The following is an 18,744-nucleotide window of genomic DNA, read 5'->3' on the forward strand; positions in this document are numbered from 1 at the left end:
CCACCTCGACCTGAGCATCCGTCACAGGGCCGCGACCCACTCGTCCGTGCCGTCGGTGAACCGCTGGTGCTTCCAGATCGGCACCCGCTCCTTCACCAGGTCGACCAGCTCCCCGCACGCTGCGAACGCCTGCGCCCGGTGCGACGACGCCACCGCCGCGGCGAGCGCGACGTCCCCGATGCCGAGCGACCCGACGCGGTGCAGCACGGCGATCCGGACGTCAGGGTGCGCGTCGGCGACGGTGCGGGCGACCTCGGCGATGACGTCGCCGGCGCTGGGGTGCCCCTCGTAGTCGAGCGCGGTGACGCCCTTGCCGCCGTCGTGGTCGCGGACGACGCCGGCGAAGGTGACGACGGCGCCGTCCTGGTCGGTGGCGACGACGGCGGAGACCTCGTCGACGGTGATCCCCCGGTCGACGACGTCAGCGAGGACGACGCGCGCACCCGGGGCCGGCGCCGACGCCGGCGCCGCGGTCATGACGCGCTCCGGGGCGCGTGGCCCTCGCCGTGCACCTGCGCGAGCACGTGGTCGACCAGCCCGTCGAGCACGGCCAGTCCGTCCGCCACCCCGCCGCGCGACCCGGGCAGCGTGACGATGAGGGATCCGCCGGTGCTGATGCCGGCGATGCCGCGGCTCAGCAGTGCGGTCGGACCGGCCCCCGCGAGCCCGCGACGACGGACCTCTTCGAGGACACCGGGCAGCTCCAGGTCGATGAGGGGCGCGACGGCCTCGGGCGTCCGGTCGGTCGGGGTGACTCCGGTGCCGCCGGTCGTGATGACGATCCGGGCCCCGGCCAGCAGTTCGGCGGTCACGGTCTCGGTGATCGCCCCGCCGTCGGGGACGATCACGGGCTCGGCGACGGTGAAGTCCCGCTCGCGCAGCCACCCCGCGATGACGGGTCCGGTGCGGTCGAGTGCCGGATCGACGGCAGCCTGCGTGGACACCACCACGACGGCGGCACGGCCCCTGGTCGGCTGCGAGGTCATCGGTTGCTCCAGTCTCCGGACCGACCGCCGTGCTTCTCGAGCACTCGGACGTCCGTGATCGAGGCCGCCCGGTCGACGGCCTTCACCATGTCGTACACGGTCAGCGCGGCGACGCTCGCGCCGGTCAGCGCTTCCATCTCGACGCCGGTGCGCGAGGTCGTGCGGACCGAGACCTCGATCAGCACGCGGTCGTCGGCACCGGTGATGTCGACCTGCACCCCGGCGATGGGGAGCGGGTGGCAGAGCGGGATGAGGTCAGAGGTCTTCTTCACGGCCATGATCGCGGCGATGCGGGCGGTGCCGATGACCTCGCCCTTCGGCAGGGAACCGTCGAGGATGCGGGCGACGACGTCGGGCCGGGTGACGAGCGTGGCGGTGGCGGTCGCCGAGCGGTCGGTGACGTGCTTCGCGGACACGTCGACCATGTGCGCGGACCCGTCGGCGCGCACGTGCGACAGCTCGGCCGCGTCGGACGGAGCGGCCGGCTCGGCCGGTCCCGACTGATCGGACGGACCTGAGTGATCGGACGTGGCGACGGGTTCGGTCATCGGAGGCTCCAGACGGTCAGGACGTCACCGGGTTCGACGGCGTCGACCCCCACCGGGACGTGGACGAGGTGGGTGGCGGCGGCGTAGTGCGCGAGCAGGTGGGAACTCGGTCCGCCCACGAAGTGGACGACCCCGTCGGCCACCCGGCCACGCCGCACCTGGTGCTTGCCACCCGGTGACTGCGCAGCCGAGGCCGCGGGCAGGTGCAGCTCGGGGCGGTCGGCCGGCAGCCCGACGAGGGGTGCGAGCAGCGGACGGAGGAAGACCTCGAACGAGACGAGCGCCGACACCGGGTTGCCGGGGAACGACACCACCGGTACCGGTCGACCGGCGAGCTCCACGCTGCCGAACGCCTGCGGCCCGCCGGGCTGCATCGCGACCGGGGTGACGGCGAGCCCGCGGGGTTCGAGTGCCTGCCGCACGACCTCGTACGCACCGGCACTGATGCCGCCGGTGGTGAGCACGAGGTCGGCCCAGTCCCCCACGGCGTCGTCGAGCGCGATGACGAACGCGTCGACGTCGTCGGGGACCCGGACCGTGCGGGACGAAGCACCGACCTCGGCGAGCGCCGCCTGCAGCGCGATGCCGTTCGCGTCGCCGATCGTCGCCGCGTCGGTGTCGGCTCCCTGCAGTTCGGAGCCGGTCGAGACCACGAGGACCCGCAGTGGTCGACGGACCTGCACGGTGGACACTCCGGCGGACGCGAGCGCGCCGAGCAGGGCTGGGGTGATCGGCGCACCGGTCGGAGCGATGGACGCACCGAGGTCCAGGTCGCTGCCGGTTGCCCGCACGAAGGTGCCCGGCACGAGGTCAGCGGGCACCGTGACGTGCCCCAGGTCGAGCGCAGCCGGGAAGGACCCCGGCGACGTGGCTTCCACCGGGAAGACGGCATCGGCGCCGTCAGGGATCCGCGCGCCGGTCATGATCGGTGCCGCTGTGCCGGCGGAGAGCGGTGCGGGGACGACCCCGGCGGGGATGGGCGCGACGACCCGGACGTCCTGCCCGGCATCGGCCACCCGGACCGCGAAGCCGTCCATCTGGCTGTTGTCGAAGGGCGGCAACGGGACCGGTGAAGCGACGGGTGCAGCGAGCACGCGGTGCCCGTGACCGGCACGGCCGTCGACGGCCAGGTCGTCGACCCGCCACGACGCAGCCCCGAGGCCCGCCAGGACCGGCGCGAGGAGCGCCGCCAGGTCGTCGCGGTGCTGACCGATCGTTCGCACAGGTGCCTCCGAACAGGGATGGTGTCGCCGCTCCCGGTTCGTCCGGGGCCGGCGTCAGTAGCGTATCCAGCGCGCAGACCGCGCCGACGACCTTTCGGAGGACCTGTGGAGAACGACGAAGCCGTGACGATCGGTGTCATCGGGGGCTCCGGCCTCTACCAGCTGTTCGAGGAGGGGACCGCCGAGGAGCTGGACGTGCCGACGCCGTTCGGCCCGACGTCGAGCCCGATCAGCATCGGCACGATGTCCGGACGTCGGGTCGCGTTCCTCACCCGGCACGGTCGTGAGCACTCCGTCGCCCCGCACCGCATCAACCACCGCGCGAACCTGTGGGCGCTCCGCTCCCTGGGCGTCCGGGCGATCGTGTCCTCGAGCGCCGTCGGTGGTCTGCACCCCGACTACGCCCCGGGCACCTTCGTCGTGACCGACCAGCTCATCGACCGCACCTTCGGCCGCGCGGACACGTTCTTCGAGGACGACGTCCAGCACCTGTCGTTCGCCGACCCGTTCGACCCGACGCTGCGGCGCGCGGCCGTCGACGCGATCGCCGCACTCGACGTGCCGTTCCGTCCGACCGGCACGTGCGTCGTCATCCAGGGCCCCCGGTTCTCGACGCGCGCCGAGTCCGTCTGGCTGCGCGAGGCCGGTGGCCACACCATCAACATGACGATGACCCCCGAGGTCCCGCTCGCCGCCGAGCTCGGCATCGCGACCGTCAACCTGTCGTTCGTCACGGACGCCGACGCCGGCCTGGCCCCGACCGAGGACGAAGCCGCCGCAGCGGCCGCCCACGCGGCCACGGCGGACGGGGCGGCCACGGCGGACACAGCGGCCACGGGCGACGCAGCCGACGACGCCGGCACACCCGTCACCCACGCCCTCGTGATGGAGCGTCTCGCCCGCGCCAACGAGGTGATCGTCCGCGCCATCGGCGGGATCGTCGGCGCGATCCCCGCCGACTTCACGCCGCGCGAACTCGTCCCGGCGAGCGCCAGCGCCAGCATCATGCAGACCCAGCCCACCGCCGCCAGCACGGGGCCCACCATGACCGCGGGCACCACCGCATGACCCGCCTGCTCGTCACCGGCGGCGCCGGCTTCATCGGCTCCGCGATCGTCCGCCGCGCGCTGGCCGACGGCCACGAGGCCCGCGTCCTCGACTCCCTCCGCGACGACGTCCACGGCGACCCCGGCGAGGTCGTGCGCGCCCACCAGCAGCAGGGCATCGAGTTCGTGCACGGCGACGTCCGCGACCGGGTCTCGCTCGACGCTGCGCTCGACGGGGTCGACGTCGTCTGCCACCAGGCCGCCAAGGTCGGCCTCGGCGTCGACTTCCAGGACGCCCCCGACTACGTCTCGTCGAACGACGCCGGCACCGCCTACGTCCTCGCCGGCATGGACCGGCACGAGATCGGCCGGCTCGTCGTCGCGAGCTCGATGGTCGTCTACGGCGAGGGCGCGTACACGACGTCCGACGGCGAGCCCGTCCGTCCGCCGGCCCGCCGCCGCGAGGACCTCGACGCCGGTCGCTTCGACCCGATCGGCGCGGACGGTCACCCCCTGTTGCCCGGACTGATCGACGAGTCCGCCGCGCTCGACCCCCGGAACGTGTACGCGCAGACGAAGGTCGCGCAGGAGCACCTGGCCTCGAGCTGGGCGCGCGCGACGGGTGGCCGGGCGATCGCGCTCCGCTACCACAACGTCTACGGACCCGGCATGCCCGCGAACACCCCCTACGCCGGTGTCGCGTCACTGTTCCGCTCGGCGCTGGCCCGCGGCGACGCTCCCCGCGTCTTCGAGGACGGCGCCCAGCGTCGTGACTTCGTACACGTCGACGACGTCGCCGGAGCGAACGCCGCCTCGATCTCCGCAACCGCTGACCTACCCGCCGACTCGTTCCGCGCGTACAACGTCGGGTCCGGCGTCGTGCACACGATCGGCGACATGGCCGCGGCGATCGCAGGCCCCGACGGCCCCCAGCCGATCGTCACGGGCGAGTACCGCCTGGGCGACGTCCGGCACGTCACGGCGAGTTCTGATCGCATCGCCGCCGAGCTCGGCTGGCGCGCCGAGGTCGACTTCGTGGCCGGCATGCGCGACTTCGCGACCGCTCCCCTCCGCAGCGCCGTCCGCTAGCCGGAACGCGTGAGCGGGTCGCTCGCCGCGAGCGACGCCTGAGAACGCGACCAGCCACCGGACGGGAGGCCCGTGGCGGCCGCGCCCGCGCCTCCCGTCCGCAGTCCCCGCCCCACGGCCGCGCTGGACGCCGTCGTCTCTGCAGCACGCCCCCTGGTGCGCGAGACGCCGCCGGATCCGGCGGCGTCTCGACGACACGACGGCGTCCTGCGACATCCCGACGAGCGACACGCGCGCATCCTGTCCCCCGTTCTGGGGACCAGGCGTGCGCTGAGCACGCGAAACGACCAGGACCCGGCAGTTTCCTGTACCCCGACGCGCGTCGTCGTGTTACGTCGAGTGCATGACAGGACAGACCCGTCGATCTGACGACCGGCACCGAATGACGGACATGAGTGTCGACGTCATCCTCCCGTGCCTCGATGAGGCCGATGCCCTGCCGAAGGTGATCGCTCGCCTTCCGGATGGCTACCGCGCGATCGTGGTGGACAACGGCTCGACCGACGGTTCGGCCGACGTCGCCCGCGCGCACGGCGCCCTCGTCGTCACGGAACCGGTGAAGGGCTTCGGCTCCGCCTGCGCCGCGGGCGTCGCGGCAGCCACCGCCGACTTCGTCGCCTTCTGCGACGCGGACGCCTCGATGGACCCCGCCGAACTGCCGCCGCTCGTCGACCGCGTCGCGAGCGGCCGCGTCGACCTGGCGCTCGGACGACGTGTCCCGACGAGCAAGGGCGCCTGGGCGCCGCACGCCCGGTTCGCGAACCGCGTCCTCGCCGTCCTGATGCACCGCGCGACCGGCTACCGCCTGCGCGACCTCGGCCCGATGCGCGTCATGCGCCGTGAGGACCTCGTCGCCCTGGACCTGCAGGACCGCCGCAGCGGCTACCCGCTCGAGATGGTCCTGGCCGCGCACGCGGCGGGCTGGCGCGTCGACGAGTCCGACATCGGCTACGCGCAGCGCATCGGCGACAGCAAGGTGACCGGGACGCTCCGCGGCACCATCAACGCGGTCCGCGACATGACCCGCCTGCTGCGCGCGTACCGCCGGGAGGCCCGCGTCCGGGTCGTCGCACCGGCGTCCGTCCGCCACGGGGCCGGCTCCACCGCCGCGACCGGTTCCGCGGTACGGCCCGACTCCGCACCCGTCGCCGCCTCGGTCGAGGGGACGCGCGCATGACCGCCGGCATCACCGTGGCCGTGGTCGCGAAGGAGTGCCTGCCCGGCAAGGTGAAGACCCGGCTGACCCCGGCGCTCTCCCCCGAGGGTGCCGCACGAGTCGCGTCCGCGAGCCTCGCCGACACCCTGTCGACCGTGCGCGCGCTGCCTGCTGACCGCCGCGTCCTGTTCTTCGACGGCGACGTCGTCCCGGAGTCGGCCGACGGCTTCGACGTCCTCCACCAGCCCGGCGGCGGGCTCGACGAGCGCCTCGGGTTCCTGTTCGACGCGATCGACGGCCCGTTGCTGCTCGTCGGGATGGACACCCCGCAGGTGTCCACCGACGCGCTCGCCCCGGTGTTCGACCAGCCCGAGCGCGACGCGTGGTTCGGCCCCGCCGAGGACGGCGGCTTCTGGTCGCTCTACCTGCAGGCCCCGACCGGCGACCTGCTCCGGGGCGTCCCGATGTCGCAGGACGACACCGGCGCCGTCCAGCTCGCACGCTTGACCGACGCCGGCCTCGACGTCGGGATCCTCGGTGAGCTGCTCGACGTCGACACGATGCCCGACGCCGAACGCGTCGCCGAACTCGCGCCGGACTCCGGCTTCACCCAGGCACTCCGTGCCGAGACCGTGGGGAGTCTCCGATGACCATGCACGCACCCGTCTCCTTCGGCGCCGGCGGCGGCGAGCCGTACGCCCGGGCACTGCGCTCGGACGGACGGCTCCGGCTGACCGACCCGGACCGCCCCGACGTCGTCACGACGATGGACGTCGGCCGGTGGAGCGCCGCGGCCGACCGGGTCGACCGCTCGCTGCTCGACGACGCCGACGGCCCCGTGATCGACATCGGCTGCGGCCCCGGGCGGATGCTCGTCGCCGCGCGCAACCGCGGCATCCCCGCACTCGGCGTGGACGTCTCGGCCGAGGCCGTGGCGATCGCGCAGCGGTCCGGTGGCACCGCGATCCAGGGGTCGGTGTTCGACGCGGTCCCCGACGAGGGGCACTGGGACACCGCCTTGGTCATCGACGGCAACATCGGCATCGGTGGCGACCCCGCCGCCCTGCTCGAGCGCTGCGGCGAGATCGTCCGCGCCGGTGGACGGGTGATCGTCGAGACGAACCCCGACCCACTGGCCGACCGGATGTACACCGCCCGCGTGGTGGACGCCGACGGCCACGAGAGCGCCGGGTTCCCCTGGGCCGAGGTCGGTCTCGACGCGCTGCACCGGCACGCGGCGGACGCCGGCCTCGTGGCGCGGCAGAGCTGGACGGTCGCGGGCCGGAGCTTCTGCGAGCTCATGGCCTGATCACGCACGTTCGTGCACTTGTTTTGCATCATGCAAGACAGTCACGTACGGTCGAGCGCATGACGAACAGCACCTTCCCGCTCGGCGGCACCTTCGTGTCCGGACTCCGCGGCCGTGACGAGCGCGGGTCCTTCACGGGCACCCGCTCCACCGACTCGGTCGGCACCTACACGGGTGCGCCGATCACCGGACGCCTCGGGCGCTTCACCGACGTGCAGCGGTCGCGTCCCGGCACCTGGACCGCCTCCACCCGCACGGCCACCGGCTCCTTCCGCACGGCGACCGGCTCCTTCCGCACCGCCTGAGCCGTGCCGTCGCCCCGGTCGGCGGACACCGCTCCGGCCGCGCTCTGCGGCCCGGGCTGTGCGCCGGCCGGACGCGTCCGGGTGCGCGATGCCAGGATGGACGCATGAACGACCGCGCCGGCACCCCCGCGACCGCAGACGACCTCGTCGACATCGACGCACTCGTCGCCGCCTACTACGACCGTGTGCCCGATGTCTCCGTCGCCGAGCAGCAGGTCGTGTTCGGCACCTCCGGCCACCGTGGCTCCTCGCTCGACTCCGCCTTCAACGACACCCACATCGCCGCGATCACGCAGGCGATCGTCGAGTACCGGCAGTCGCAGGGCACCGACGGCCCGCTCTTCATCGGACGCGACACCCACGCCCTGTCCGGCCCCGCCGAGCGCACCGCGCTCGAGGTCCTCGCAGCGAACGGCGTGCACGTCCTGGCCGACAGCGACAACGGCTACGTGCCGACCCCCGCGCTCAGCCACGCGATCATCCGCTACAACCGCGGCGGCAACCCGGACACGGCGGACGGCATCGTCATCACGCCGAGCCACAACCCGCCCCGCGACGGCGGCTTCAAGTACAACCCGCCGCACGGCGGACCCGCCGACAGCGACGCCACGAGCTGGATCGCCAACCGGGCGAACGCGATCATCGAGGGCGGCAACGCCGAGGTGCAGCGCACCGAGCACGCCACCCCCGACCGCTACGACTTCCTGCACACCTACGTCGCCGACCTCGAGAACATCATCGACATCGCCGCGATCAAGCGTGCCGGGGTGAAGATCGGCGCCGACCCGCTCGGTGGTGCATCGCTGCCGTACTGGAACCTCATCCGCGACCACTACGGCCTCGACCTGACCGTCGTGAACCCGGACGTCGACCCGACCTGGTCGTTCATGACGCTCGACTGGGACGGCAAGATCCGGATGGACCCGTCGAGCCCCTCGGCGATGGCCTCGGTCCTGGCGCACAAGGACGAGTTCGACGTCCTGACGGGCAACGACGCCGACTCCGACCGGCACGGCATCGTCACACCCGACGGCGGCCTGATGAACCCGAACCACTACCTCGCCGTCGCGATCGAGTACCTCTACGCACACCGTCCGGCCTGGCGCGACGACGCGGCCATCGGCAAGACCCTGGTGTCGTCGAGCATCATCGACCGCGTCGCCGAGTCGCTCGGGCGTCGTCTGTGGGAGGTCCCGGTCGGCTTCAAGTGGTTCGTGCCCGGCCTGATCGACGGCTCCGTCGCGTTCGGTGGCGAAGAGTCGGCGGGTGCGTCGTTCCTGCGCACCGACGGCACGGCGTGGACGACCGACAAGGACGGCATCATCCTGGCGCTCCTGGCGTCCGAGATCGTCGCCGTCACCGGCAAGACCCCCTCGCAGCTGTACGTCGAGCTGACCGAGCGCTTCGGCGATCCGGTCTACCAGCGCGTCGACGCCGCGGCCTCGAAGGAGCAGAAGGCCCGCCTGTCGAAGCTCGACGGCGACGCCATCACCGCCGAGACCCTGGCGGGCGACCCGATCACCGCCAAGCTGTCGAAGGCCCCCGGCAACGACGCGGCCGTCGGCGGCGTCAAGGTCGTCACCGACAGGGCCTGGTTCGCCGCACGGCCGTCCGGCACCGAGGACGTCTACAAGATCTACGCCGAGAGCTTCGTCGGGCAGGAGCACCTGGAGCAGGTGCAGCGCGAGGCCAAGGAGATCGTGGACGCCGCACTCGGCGCCTAGTCGACCACCCGCAGGACCCGCACTGGCGGCGGTCGAGGATCAGTCCTCGGCCGCCGCCAGTGCCAGTTCGCAGAACATCGCGTCGGCCCACGAGAACCACGGGCGCGAGAACTGCGCCGGGTCCTCGACGTCGAACGACTCGTGCATGTCGCCGGTCCCGCCGTCGGTCGCCACGAGCACGTCGAGCAGGTCCCGACGGCGGGCCGGCGACCCGGACACTAGGCCCTCGACCGCCAAGGCGATCGGCCACACCCGCTGCGGCAACGTGTGCGGGCTGCCGACGCCGGCCGCCGCGGTTCCGCTGAACCAGTACGGGTTCGCCGGTGACAGCACGAAGTCCCGCGTCGCCGCCCACACCGAGTCGTCGAGCACCGACGGCGCGGAGAGCGGCAGGGACAGCAGCGACGGGGTGTTCGCGTCGTCCATCAGCAGCACGCCGCCGAGCCCGTCGACCTCGTAGGCGTAGACGTCCTCGCCCGCCGGCCCGGCCACCACGCCGTGCTGCCGGACGCCGTCCAGGATGCTCGCGCGCAGCACGTCGGCGTCGTCCGCCAGGCCGGTGTCGGACCAGACGTCCCGCGCGATCGCGGCGACGGCGAGCAGCGCCTCGGCGGCGAACAGGTTCGCCGGCACGTTGTAGCCGTAGGTGCAGGCGTCGTCCGACGGGCGGAACCCGCACCATGTCATGCCCGTCACCGCGACCGGGGTGCCACGGCCGTCGCGCGCCAGGGTCTCGGTCGGGATCGCCCCGTCGCGCACGAACCGGTACTCGGAGGTGTCGTGGTCCTGTTCGGTCCGCCACTGCGCCACGATCGTCCGGAACACCCGGTGCGCCCGTTCGTCCAGCACCGCGGTCGACCCGGTCGACCGCCACAGGGCGTGTGCGAAGGTCACCGGGTAGGCCAGGCTGTCGACCTCGTACTTCTGCTCCCACACCAGCGGGTCGGCGTTGAGGTCGTCGGCGTCGTAGTGCGCGCCGTTCGGCTCGCGGTTGAACGAGTTGGCGTACGGGTCGTGCTCGATCAGCCGGAACTGCCGCCGCACGACCGCCCAGAGCAGCTCCGCGAGCGCCGGGTCCTCCGCCACGAACCGCAGGTACGGGGTCATCTGCGTCGTCGAGTCGCGGAGCCACATCGCCGGGATGTCCCCCGTGATCACGAAGGCACCGTCGTCGTCGAGCGAGATCGTGTCCCGCAGCGTGCGGACCAGCGCGCAATCCACGCGGTCGCCGACCTCGGTGCCGACCGCGGCCCGGACCCGGTCGGCGGCCGCCACCAGCGTCGGCGTGATCTCCTCGAGCTGCGTCTGCGTCACGACACCCATCGCACTGACTCCTGTCCGTCGGTGACGCGGACGGTCCGCGTCGACCCGGGTGGATCGAGCACGTCGTCCGTCCAGCAGTCGAGTTCGAGCGGCCGTGCACCGAGCCGGAGACCAGCGTCCCACGTGCCGAGCGCATCGAGTCCGAGCGCGTACGCGGTGTCGACGGTCCCGCCGGCGGGCACGTCGACCGTCACCAGGGCGAGCAGTCGCCGTCGCCGCGGACGGACACCGGGTTCACGCCGCCGCCCCCACAGGGGCACCGAGACCCGACGGTGCGCGTCCGACGTGTTGCGCACCGTCACCGGGACGATCACCGTCCCCCCGGCCAGGAGGCGCACAACAGTCACCGCGTCGCTCCCCTCCGCCAGACGGACGTCCACCCCGCCACCCGGCCCGGGTGCACCGGTCACGGTCGAACGGCTGGTCACGTCGACGTAGCCGCGTGCCGTCTCGAGGCGCTCGTCGTGCGCCACGGGCAGGACACCGTCGGCGCCGGGCCACGTCGCGGGGAGTCGCCCCTCGGCCGGGGCGCCGAACAGCACGTCCGCGACGGCTCGACCACCGGAGGGCCCCGGGAACGGCACGACCAGCACGCTGTCCGCCAGGGCGAGCACCTCGGTCAGGACCCGCGGTCGACCGTCGACGACGACCGCGACGACCGGCAGGCCGCTCTCGCGGGCGGCGCGGAGCACGTCGAGCTGCGCCTCGGGCACGGCGATCGAGGCCAGGTCGACCCCCTCGCCGTTCGTGGTGTCCGGGGCCGGACCGCTGACGGCGCCGTTGTCCTCGAAGCCGTCGTCGTACGCGCGACGGCTCGAGCCACCGAGCACCACCACGGCCACGTCGGCGCCGAGGAGCGCCGTGCGGACCGCGAGGAGCCCGTCGGGGCCCGGCAGGGGCTGTCGGAGCCCGCTGCCCCGGGCGGTGCGGATCCGGGCGGGGCCGAGCCGGGCCTCCAGGGCGGAGCGGACGGTGGACGCACCGGGGTCGTCGGGCGGCCGCGGCGGTGAGTAGTCGCCGAGCAGGGCGTCGACGTCGTCGGCGTTCGGGCCGACCACGGCGACGACGGCGTCGGGTGCGATCGCGGGCAGCGCTCCGCCCAGGGCGACCACGGCGCGGCGGGCGGCACGCTCGGCGAGGGCGACGGTCGTGCGCTCCGGTGGCTCGGCGCGCGTCGTGGTCGCTGCTGGTGCTGGTGTCGTTGGTGGTGCGGGTGTCGTAGGTGGTGCTGGTGTCGGCGTCGCGAGCAGGCCGACACGGCGCTTGAGGGCGAGCACCCGGTCCACCGCCTGGTCCAGGTCGTCGGTGCTGATCAGGCTCCGGTCCAGTGCCTCGTCGAGGTGCGTGTACGCCTCGTCCCACAGGCTCAGGTCGACCCCGGCACGGAGCGCGAGCGCAGCCGCCGAGGCCGGGTCGGGAGCGACGTCGCGCAGTCGGTCGATGGCGGTGCCGTCGGCCATCACGAGCCCGTCCCAGCCCCAGGTGTCGCGGATCGTGGTGGTGAGCAGGTCGCGGTTGCCGCAGCACGGCACCCCGTCGACGTCGTTGTACGCCGCCATGAACCCGGCGACGTGTTCGCGTGCCGCGGCGAGCGCCGGCGGGAGGTGCACCTCGGCGAGCTCACGGCGGCCGATCGGGGCACCGGAACCGTTCCGCCCACCGATGCCGGCGCCCTGCCCGGCCAGGTGCTTCGCGACGACCGCGACGTGTCGGTCGTCGATCGGGCCCGGGCCGCCGCCCTGCATCCCCCGGACGGTGACGGCGACCATGATCGCGGCGAGCGCGGCGTCCTCCGACCAGCACTCCTCGCTCCGGCCCCACCGGGGGTCGCGCAGGACGTCGAGCCCGGAGACGAGGGCGACGTGGGTGCCGCGGGCGCGGACCTCGGCGGCGATCGCGGCCGCGAGGTCCTCGACGAGCTGCTCGTCCATCGCGGCGCCGAGCGCGAGGTTCACGGGCACCGTCGTGCCGCCGAGGGCCTGCAGTCCGTGCGGCACCTCTTCCACGAAGAGCGTGGGGACGCCGCCGTCACTGTGCGCGACGATGTGGTCCTGCACGGCGGCGTAGGCCTCGGCGGAGCGTTCGGGCGGGATGCCGTTGCCCCAGTGCACGCCGGACCAGGGGTCGGCGCGGAGCACACCGTAGACCGCGCCGATCCCGCCCCACCGGTCGACCTCGGCGCGCAGGACGTCGGTGATCCGCGGGCGGCCGTCGACCCAGCGGACGGCCTCCCAGCCCTTCAGGCGCTGGTTGAGCTGGCCGATGCGGGCGCGGACGTCGAGGCTGGTCGCGGTCTGGTGGCCGGTCGGGTGCGCGGTCGGGTGCTCGGTCGAGTGCTCGGTCATCCCTTGATCGCTCCGGAGACCAGGGCGCGCTGCATCTGGCGCTGCAGGATCGAGTACACGAGGTACACCGGCAGCAGCGTGAACAGCGTGCCGGCCATGAGCATCCCGTAGTCGGTGCCGGCATCGACCTTCAGCGTCGGAAGCGCCACCTGGATCGTCCGCTGTGCGGTGTCCGGACCGATGAGCACCAGGGCGTACAGGTACTCGTTCCAGAACGACAGGAAGTTCAGCAGCAGCACCGTGGCGATGCCCGGGATGCAGATCGGCAGGTACACCTGTCGCATCACCTGCCACGCCGAGGCGCCGTCCATCGACGCGGCCTCCTCCAGCTCGCGCGGGATCGTCCGCATGAACTGCGTCAGGATCACGACGGCCAGGGGCATCGCGGTCGCCGGCAGCAGGAGCACGAGGAACGTCCGGGTGTGGAACAGCCCCATCCCGGCGGCGAGCAGGAACGTCGGGAACAGCGCCGCGAACGACGGGATGAGGAACCCGAGCGAGAACAGTCCCTCGACGATCCGTCCGGCGCGGCCGGTGGCCCGGGCGAGGGCGAACGACGCCGGCAGCGCGAGGACGAGGGTCAGCACGAGGGCCGCCACCGTCGTGATCGCCGAGTTCGCGATGGCCGGTCCGAGCGAGGCCTGGCGGATCGCCTCGGTGAAGTTCGACAGGTCCCACGACGCGGGCAGCGCCAACGGGGACTCGAAGATGCCGTCGTTGTCCTTGAACGACGACACCACGAAGTAGTAGAAGGGCAGGATCAGCAGGGCGGCGTAGATCCACGCCACGGTGCCGCTCGTGATGGAGCCGATCCGGTCTCGCAGCCGGATGCCGGCGGTGGGCTTCGCCATGGTGGTCTCCCGGGGTCTGTCGGTCAGGGGCGGTCAGTGGGTCTTGCGCAGGACACGGCGGATGACGAACATCCCGGCGAGTCCGAGAACGAACAGGACGACGCCGACGGCCTGGCTGTAGCCGAGGTCGGTGTCGACGAACGCCTTCTGGTACACGAGGTACGACAACGTCGTGGTCGCGGTGCCCGGGCCGCCCTGGGTCAGCAGGAGCACGTTCTGCGCCGAGCTGAAGAGCATCGACAGGAACTGCAGCATCGCCACCACCCCGATGAAGTCGCGGGCGATCGGCCAGTACACACCCCACGCCAGCCGCCACGATCCGGCGCCGTCCATGCGGGCGGCCTGCACGACCTCGGTGTCGACGCCGTCGAGCCGGCTCGCGATGAGCACCGCCGAGTACCCGATGCCGGCCCACAGGTCGACGACGATGAGCGCGCCGAGGGCGGTCGCGGGGTCGGCCAGCCAGGCCTTGCCGCCGATGCCGAGCGTCGCGAGCACCCCGTTGACCAGGCCGTCGGGGTTGAGCATCGCGTAGAACATCATCGCCGTCGCCGGTGCCGAGATCAGCGCCGGGATGAAGAGCAGGTAGCGGAGCACCTTGTGCCCGCGCGGCTTCTGCACGACGTGGAAGGCGAGCAGGAACGCCAGCACGATCATGATCGGCAGCCCCACCACGATCTGCACCGTGCTGTTCCGGACCGCGGCCCAGAACGTCTCGTCGGAGAACAGCACCCGGAAGTTGTCGAGCCCCGCGAACGTCGGTGAGACGAGCATGCCGGGCCAGCTCAGGAAGGCGATCACGATCATCGCGACGACCGGCCCGATCATGAACAGGCCGTACCAGACCAGCGCCGGGATCGCGAAGGTCGGGAAGCTGCCGCGGGTGCTGCCGACGGCGCGGGATCCGCGGCGGGCGGGCCCGGGCGGGGTCGACGCCGACCGGACGGGTGGTTCCTCGACGAGCACTGCCATGGGGAGCTCCTTCTCGCAGGGTCGGATGGGTCAGGCGGCCGTGTAGGCGCGCTCGAAGAGGTCGATGATGCGGTCGGCCGAGGTGCCTGAGCCGTACGCCAGGCTGGTCGCACGGATCATCGGCTCGTACGCCGAGTCGGGCACGAGCAGGTCGGGCAGCATCACCGGGGTGACCTGGTCGTCGGTGAGCTTCGACGCCTGGGCGACGAGCGGGAAGTCGCGGCTGACGGTGTCGGTGATCCGGCTCATGTCGCGGCCGGAGTCGAGGACGAACTCGGTCGTCACCGCCGACGAGTACAGGTACTGCACGAACGGCTTGATGAGGTCGAGCTTCGCCCGGCCGTTCTCGCTGATCCAGATGCCGTGCCCGTTGTAGCTCTTGATGACGCTCGGGTGCGCGATGGCCGTGTGCTGTGAGGGGACCGGCCAGCCACCCACGGTGACCTCCTTCGCGCGTTCCTTCGACACCAGCGCCAGGGCGGAGGACATCGCGGGGACGATGGCGGCCTTGCGCGTGGTGAACTGCGTCAGTTCGGAGTCCGAGGTGAAGCCCTGCACCGAATCCACGAAGACCCCGGCGTCGCGGAGCTCGACGAAGTGCTCGACCCCGCGGACCGCACCGGCGCTCTCCGAGATCCTGCCCGTGGAGAAGACCTTCGCCGCTTCGTCCTGGGACACGAACCCCTGGATCACCTGCATGAGGAGCTTCTGCCCGCTCCAGTCCGACCCGCCGACGGTGACCGGCCCGATGCCGGCGGAGCGCAGGCGGTCGGCTGCGGCGATGAGCGCGTCCGAGGTCGTCGGGATCTCGCTGACACCGGCCTGTTCGAGCAGCGCCGTGTTGAACGACACCGGCCAGTTCGTCCGGGTGAACGGGAACGCCCGGAGCCGACCCTGGTCGTCGGTCCACTCCTCGAGCGCCTCGGGGATGATCTTGTCGCGCAGGTCCCACTCGTCGAGGTACCGGGAGACGTCGATCGTGGCGTCCTCACCCGTCCAGGACAACGTCCGTCCGACCATGTTCACGATCGCGACGTCGGCTTCCTTGCCGGCGAGGGAACTCGTCTCGAAGACGATCGGCAGGTCGGACCCGTTCGACAGCAGGGCGACCTTGCGGTCCGTGCGGCGACGGTAGGCGGCGACGACGTCCGTGAACGTCTGCGCACCCGCGACCGCGCCGCTGAGCTGGGTGTGCACGCTCAGCGTGCCGGGGCCGCTCGAGGCTGGGGTGAGGGCGCTGCACCCGGCCAGGATCGGCGCGAGGATGCCGGCGCCGAGCCCGGCCCCGATGAGGGTGCGCCTACTGATGCCGTCCGTCACGGTGCCTCCCTGGCAGTGGATGGTGGAGCGATCACGATGCATTTGGTACAGCGGTGTACTTCAGGTGACGAGCAACGTATACCGCTTTACACGACGTGGTCAAGCCTCTACGCTCGACGGCATGAGCGACACCACCGCCGGAGCCGTCGACCGACGCCGCGTGACCATCGCGCAGGTCGCCAAGCGCGCCGGCGTCTCGACCTCGGCGGTCTCGCACGTGTTCAACGGGCGGCCGAACGTGTCCGCCGCCACCGCGGCCCGCATCCGCAAGGCCGCCGACGACCTGAACTGGCGGCCGAACCTGGCGAGCCGCAAGCTCTCCGGCAACGCGGGTCGCAGCCTGGGACTGGTCCTCGCCCGCTCACGCGACACCTTCCAGCGCGACCCGTTCACGATGCGGCTGATCGCCGGCCTGACCGAACCCCTCGCCGCGATCGGCTGGTCGCTGTCCGTGACCCTCGTGCAGGCCGACGACGAAGCCGCCGTCTACCGGCAGTGGTGGACCGAGCAGCGGGTCGACGGCTTCCTGCTCGTCGACGTCCGGACCGACGATCCCCGCATCCCGATGCTCCAGCACCTGGCGGCCCCGGCCGTCATGCTCGGCGCACCGATCCCCGGCAGCACCGTCCCGGCGGTCACGGTGGGTGACGCCGACGCGACCGAGTCCCTGCTCGACCACCTCGGTTCGCTCGGGCACCGCCGGATCGCCCGCGTCGGGGACGGCCCGGCGCTCGCGCACACCGGCGCCCGCGACGCCCGCTTCACCGCCGCAGCCGCGCGCCGGGGCGTGGACGCGCTCGTGCTCGGGTGGCGAGCCGACGCCGAGGACCCGGTGGCCGACCTGCTCGCCCGACTGGACCGCGCCACCGCGATCGTCCTGGACGGCGAGGCGATCGCGGCCGAGGTGATCGCGCACGCCCCCGAGCTCGGCGTCCGCGTGCCCGAGGACCTGTCCGTCGTCGCGTGGGAGGACTCGTGGGTCTCGTCGATCGTGCGCCCGTCGCTGACCGCCCTCGACGCCCCCGTCGAGGAGTCCGCCCGCACCGCCGTCGCCCTGGTCGAACGACTCGTCCGGGGTGACGAGGTCACCGATGCCGAGGTCGGCGGGCGCGCCCTGCACGTCCGCGGCTCGACCGGCCCCGCCCCAGCCGCCGCCACCGTTCCCTGACCGAAGGAGACCGATGACCACCGCCACGCGCTTCGGCGTGAACTACGTGCCCTCGACCGACTGGATGTTCCAGTGGCAGTCGGTGGAGGAATCAGCGATCCGCCGCGACCTCGAGGCGATCGCCGCCCTCGGCCTCGACCACGTCCGGCTGTTCCCGCTGTGGCCGACCCTGCAGCCGAACCGCACGCTCATCCGCCGACGGGCCCTCGACGACGTGGCCCTGGTGGTCGACATCGCCGCCGAGTTCGGGCTGGACGCCAGCGTCGACGTCGTCCAGGGGCACATGTCCGGCTTCGACTTCGTCCCCGCGTGGCTCGTGAACTGGCACGACGGCAACATGTTCACCGACCAGCTGGCGATCGACGCGCAGGCCGCCCTGGTCGCCGCCGTGTACGACGCGGTGCGCGACCGCCCGAACTTCACCGGGCTGACCCTGGGCAACGAGCTCAACCAGTTCCAGCCGCCGAACCCCGCCGCGATGCCCGCCGACACCGCGCAGGTGACGCACTGGCTCGAGTCCCTGCTCGGCGCACCCCGCGACAAGGACCCGCGGCACGTCGTCACGCACTCCGAGAACGACCACCTCTGGTACCGCGACGGCCACCCGTTCGTGCCGGCGCACGCCAGCCGGCTCGGAGACGTCACGACCGTGCACTCCTGGATCTTCAACGGGGTGGCCGGTCGGTACGGCGCACTCTCCGACGAGTCCGTCCGGCACGCCGAGTGGATGATCGAGCTCGCCCGCGCCTTCGCCACCGACCTCGAGCGACCCGTCTGGCTGCAGGAGGTCGGGGCGCCCGACCGGCACCTCGCCGAGTCCGAGATGCCCGAGTTCCTCGAGCGCACGGTCGCCGCGGCCCTCACGTCCGAACGCCTGCACGCGGTCACGTGGTGGTGCTCCCACGACGTCTCCCGCGACCTGGGCGACTTCAAGGACCTGGAGTACTCGCTCGGTCTGCTCGACGTCGACAACCGCGTGAAGCCGCTCGGCCGGCGCTACGCCGAGGTCGTCGCCGACGCACGGCGCTCGTCCCCGATCCCGACCCCGCGGACGAGTGCCGTGGTGGTCGACGTCGACGAGGCCGACCTGCCGATCCGTCGGGCGGACCTGGCACCGGGCGGCCCGGTCTTCGAGCGCTGGCACCGCCTGCGCGCCGCCGGCGAGGCCGTGACCGTCGTGACGAGCCGGACCGCAGCCGACCCCGCGGCGCTGGCGGCACGCGGTGTGACCCGGGTCGTGGAGACCGCAGCGATCTGACGGGGCCGAGCCCGGGCCTCCTGGCCGTGGACCGGGATCGTCACCGAGCCCGCGATCCGGGCGTACCGTGACTGCCGATCCACACAGGAAGCCGCTCCTGAGCAACCGAGCACTTGCGGCA

The 18,744-nt window shown here is 72.6% G+C and carries 18 protein-coding genes; 9 read left to right on the forward strand and 9 right to left on the reverse strand.

The genetic code is table 11. The features are described 5' to 3' along the window. Positions 1–21: 21 nt before the first annotated feature. From EDF42_RS07795 to glp, 4 genes are read right to left on the reverse strand one after another with little or no spacing between them, the layout of a single operon-like run. The gene (locus EDF42_RS07795) at positions 22–477 is read right to left on the reverse strand and encodes a molybdenum cofactor biosynthesis protein MoaE (RefSeq protein WP_123671927.1); all 456 of its coding nucleotides are present in this window, start codon (positions 475–477) and stop codon (positions 22–24) included. After that, entirely contained in the window at positions 474–986 is a 513-nt protein-coding gene (locus tag EDF42_RS07800; protein WP_123340190.1) for a molybdopterin-binding protein, read from the reverse strand. Before EDF42_RS07800 ends, EDF42_RS07795 begins: the two co-directional genes overlap by 4 nt. Continuing rightward, a complete protein-coding gene (gene moaC, locus EDF42_RS07805) occupies positions 983–1,534 on the reverse strand; it encodes a cyclic pyranopterin monophosphate synthase MoaC (RefSeq protein WP_123671928.1) in 552 nt (183 codons plus the stop codon). The genes EDF42_RS07800 and moaC overlap by 4 nt, the downstream gene beginning before the upstream one ends. Beyond that, on the reverse strand, positions 1,531–2,757 hold the full coding sequence (gene glp / locus EDF42_RS07810; RefSeq protein WP_123671929.1) for a gephyrin-like molybdotransferase Glp: 1,227 nt from the start codon (positions 2,755–2,757) through the stop codon (positions 1,531–1,533). Before glp ends, moaC begins: the two co-directional genes overlap by 4 nt. Before the next feature lie 105 nt (positions 2,758–2,862). Here glp and EDF42_RS07815 point away from each other — a divergent pair, with 105 nt between their 5' ends. From EDF42_RS07815 to pgm, 7 genes are all read left to right on the forward strand, one after another. Further along, positions 2,863–3,825, forward strand: coding sequence for an MTAP family purine nucleoside phosphorylase (locus tag EDF42_RS07815; protein WP_123671930.1), 963 nt, complete (start codon positions 2,863–2,865; stop codon positions 3,823–3,825). Next, on the forward strand, positions 3,822–4,892 hold the full coding sequence (locus tag EDF42_RS07820) for an NAD(P)-dependent oxidoreductase (RefSeq protein WP_123671931.1): 1,071 nt from the start codon (positions 3,822–3,824) through the stop codon (positions 4,890–4,892). The genes EDF42_RS07815 and EDF42_RS07820 overlap by 4 nt, the downstream gene beginning before the upstream one ends. Positions 4,893–5,283: 391 nt before the next feature. Continuing rightward, a complete protein-coding gene (locus tag EDF42_RS07825; RefSeq protein ID WP_311316781.1) occupies positions 5,284–6,069 on the forward strand; it encodes a glycosyltransferase family 2 protein in 786 nt (261 codons plus the stop codon). Next, the gene (locus tag EDF42_RS07830; RefSeq protein WP_123340185.1) at positions 6,066–6,698 is read left to right on the forward strand and encodes a DUF2064 domain-containing protein; all 633 of its coding nucleotides are present in this window, start codon (positions 6,066–6,068) and stop codon (positions 6,696–6,698) included. Before EDF42_RS07825 ends, EDF42_RS07830 begins: the two co-directional genes overlap by 4 nt. Continuing rightward, the gene (locus EDF42_RS07835; protein WP_123671932.1) at positions 6,695–7,357 is read left to right on the forward strand and encodes a class I SAM-dependent methyltransferase; all 663 of its coding nucleotides are present in this window, start codon (positions 6,695–6,697) and stop codon (positions 7,355–7,357) included. Before EDF42_RS07830 ends, EDF42_RS07835 begins: the two co-directional genes overlap by 4 nt. Positions 7,358–7,416: 59 nt before the next feature. Further along, positions 7,417–7,662, forward strand: coding sequence for a hypothetical protein (locus tag EDF42_RS18895; RefSeq protein ID WP_123293701.1), 246 nt, complete (start codon positions 7,417–7,419; stop codon positions 7,660–7,662). A gap of 104 nt (positions 7,663–7,766) precedes the next feature. Further along, positions 7,767–9,386, forward strand: a complete 1,620-nt coding sequence (pgm, locus tag EDF42_RS07845; RefSeq protein ID WP_123671933.1) for a phosphoglucomutase (alpha-D-glucose-1,6-bisphosphate-dependent) — start codon at positions 7,767–7,769, stop codon at positions 9,384–9,386. A 39-nt stretch (positions 9,387–9,425) separates the two neighbouring features. Here pgm and EDF42_RS07850 read toward each other — a convergent pair whose 3' ends face one another. Genes EDF42_RS07850 through EDF42_RS07870 form a run of 5 tightly spaced genes read right to left on the reverse strand, consistent with a single transcriptional unit; the run spans position 9,426 to position 16,197 of the window. Continuing rightward, positions 9,426–10,709 (reverse strand): glycoside hydrolase family 125 protein, encoded by a 1,284-nt coding sequence (locus EDF42_RS07850; RefSeq protein WP_123671934.1) that lies wholly within the window; start codon positions 10,707–10,709, stop codon positions 9,426–9,428. Next, positions 10,697–13,054 (reverse strand): glycoside hydrolase family 3 protein, encoded by a 2,358-nt coding sequence (locus tag EDF42_RS07855; RefSeq protein WP_123671935.1) that lies wholly within the window; start codon positions 13,052–13,054, stop codon positions 10,697–10,699. The genes EDF42_RS07850 and EDF42_RS07855 overlap by 13 nt, the downstream gene beginning before the upstream one ends. After that, complete coding sequence (locus EDF42_RS07860) at positions 13,051–13,905, reverse strand: carbohydrate ABC transporter permease (protein WP_123293697.1); 855 nt, start codon at positions 13,903–13,905, stop codon at positions 13,051–13,053. The genes EDF42_RS07855 and EDF42_RS07860 overlap by 4 nt, the downstream gene beginning before the upstream one ends. 33 nt (positions 13,906–13,938) lie before the next feature. Further along, the gene (locus tag EDF42_RS07865) at positions 13,939–14,877 is read right to left on the reverse strand and encodes a carbohydrate ABC transporter permease (RefSeq protein WP_123671936.1); all 939 of its coding nucleotides are present in this window, start codon (positions 14,875–14,877) and stop codon (positions 13,939–13,941) included. 30 nt (positions 14,878–14,907) lie between these two features. Beyond that, positions 14,908–16,197 (reverse strand): ABC transporter substrate-binding protein, encoded by a 1,290-nt coding sequence (locus EDF42_RS07870; protein WP_123671937.1) that lies wholly within the window; start codon positions 16,195–16,197, stop codon positions 14,908–14,910. A gap of 121 nt (positions 16,198–16,318) precedes the next feature. On the opposite strand from EDF42_RS07870, the gene EDF42_RS07875 reads away from it, so the two are divergent. Further along, positions 16,319–17,365, forward strand: coding sequence for a LacI family DNA-binding transcriptional regulator (locus EDF42_RS07875; protein ID WP_123671938.1), 1,047 nt, complete (start codon positions 16,319–16,321; stop codon positions 17,363–17,365). A gap of 13 nt (positions 17,366–17,378) precedes the next feature. Further along, positions 17,379–18,623: a glycosyl hydrolase gene (locus tag EDF42_RS07880; protein ID WP_123671939.1), complete on the forward strand. Its 1,245-nt coding sequence runs from the start codon at positions 17,379–17,381 to the stop codon at positions 18,621–18,623. The last annotated feature ends 121 nt before the right edge of the window (positions 18,624–18,744 follow it).

The organism is Curtobacterium sp. PhB172, from assembly GCF_003752545.1.
Classification (GTDB): domain Bacteria; phylum Actinomycetota; class Actinomycetes; order Actinomycetales; family Microbacteriaceae; genus Curtobacterium.

Coding starts and splice junctions, on each gene's coding strand:
- EDF42_RS07835 (WP_123671932.1), top strand. CDS start 6,695: ATGACCATGCACGCACCCGTCTCCTTCGGCGCCGGCGGCGGCGAGCCG.
- EDF42_RS07865 (WP_123671936.1), bottom strand. CDS start 14,877: ATGGCAGTGCTCGTCGAGGAACCACCCGTCCGGTCGGCGTCGACCCCG.
- EDF42_RS07860 (WP_123293697.1), bottom strand. CDS start 13,905: ATGGCGAAGCCCACCGCCGGCATCCGGCTGCGAGACCGGATCGGCTCC.
- EDF42_RS07795 (WP_123671927.1), bottom strand. CDS start 477: ATGACCGCGGCGCCGGCGTCGGCGCCGGCCCCGGGTGCGCGCGTCGTC.
- EDF42_RS07820 (WP_123671931.1), top strand. CDS start 3,822: ATGACCCGCCTGCTCGTCACCGGCGGCGCCGGCTTCATCGGCTCCGCG.
- EDF42_RS07800 (WP_123340190.1), bottom strand. CDS start 986: ATGACCTCGCAGCCGACCAGGGGCCGTGCCGCCGTCGTGGTGGTGTCC.
- EDF42_RS07830 (WP_123340185.1), top strand. CDS start 6,066: ATGACCGCCGGCATCACCGTGGCCGTGGTCGCGAAGGAGTGCCTGCCC.
- EDF42_RS18895 (WP_123293701.1), top strand. CDS start 7,417: ATGACGAACAGCACCTTCCCGCTCGGCGGCACCTTCGTGTCCGGACTC.
- EDF42_RS07880 (WP_123671939.1), top strand. CDS start 17,379: ATGACCACCGCCACGCGCTTCGGCGTGAACTACGTGCCCTCGACCGAC.
- EDF42_RS07875 (WP_123671938.1), top strand. CDS start 16,319: ATGAGCGACACCACCGCCGGAGCCGTCGACCGACGCCGCGTGACCATC.
- EDF42_RS07825 (WP_311316781.1), top strand. CDS start 5,284: ATGAGTGTCGACGTCATCCTCCCGTGCCTCGATGAGGCCGATGCCCTG.
- EDF42_RS07850 (WP_123671934.1), bottom strand. CDS start 10,709: ATGGGTGTCGTGACGCAGACGCAGCTCGAGGAGATCACGCCGACGCTG.
- pgm (WP_123671933.1), top strand. CDS start 7,767: ATGAACGACCGCGCCGGCACCCCCGCGACCGCAGACGACCTCGTCGAC.
- EDF42_RS07855 (WP_123671935.1), bottom strand. CDS start 13,054: ATGACCGAGCACTCGACCGAGCACCCGACCGCGCACCCGACCGGCCAC.
- moaC (WP_123671928.1), bottom strand. CDS start 1,534: ATGACCGAACCCGTCGCCACGTCCGATCACTCAGGTCCGTCCGATCAG.